This is a genomic window from Neisseria sp. P0021.S007 (assembly GCF_051956855.1).
This window is the reverse complement of record NZ_JBQCXA010001368.1, coordinates 1-492: the sequence shown is the minus strand read 5'-3', so window position 1 is coordinate 492 and position 492 is coordinate 1. Positions and strand designations below refer to the sequence as shown.

The 492-nt window shown below is 51.8% G+C and carries 1 pseudogene; it reads left to right on the top strand.

The window, feature by feature from the left end:
• Positions 1-492, top strand: a pseudogene (locus tag ACTHUR_RS19210) (twin-arginine translocation pathway signal); the annotation flags it as partial.

The following is a 492-nucleotide window of genomic DNA, read 5'->3' as shown; positions in this document are numbered from 1 at the left end:
CTGATGGTTGCCGCCTGCATTATTGAATTTCCCGAACAATTTGGTCTGGACATCCCAGAATACGCGCCATGGCTGGTTTCTAATTTTGAACTGCACAGTTTCCCGAAAGAAAAAAACAACAGCGAACTTGCGTGGGACAATGTGGTTTACGGCAGCCAAGGGCTGGGCTATGTTGTTGCGACCAACCAGTTTATCCGGGTTGCCCGTCCTGAACGCACGATTTTTACCGCCTACGCCGCGCTCAATCACGATGCGCCACAAGTCGTCCGCCGCCAGCTGCTTGAAGCAAGCGACGAAGAGCTGCTCCAGCTTGCCGCCCAAGATCTGCTTACCGCTTACGGCGAAGGCTTTTGGCGGCACGTTTCCCATGTTGATATTACCGTTCGCGGGCATGGTATGAGCGTGCCGAAGCCCGGCTATTTAAGCGATGAGGCTTTATTAAAAATCAGAAACCGAAATGGCGGATTGTTGTTTGCACACAGTGATTTAAGC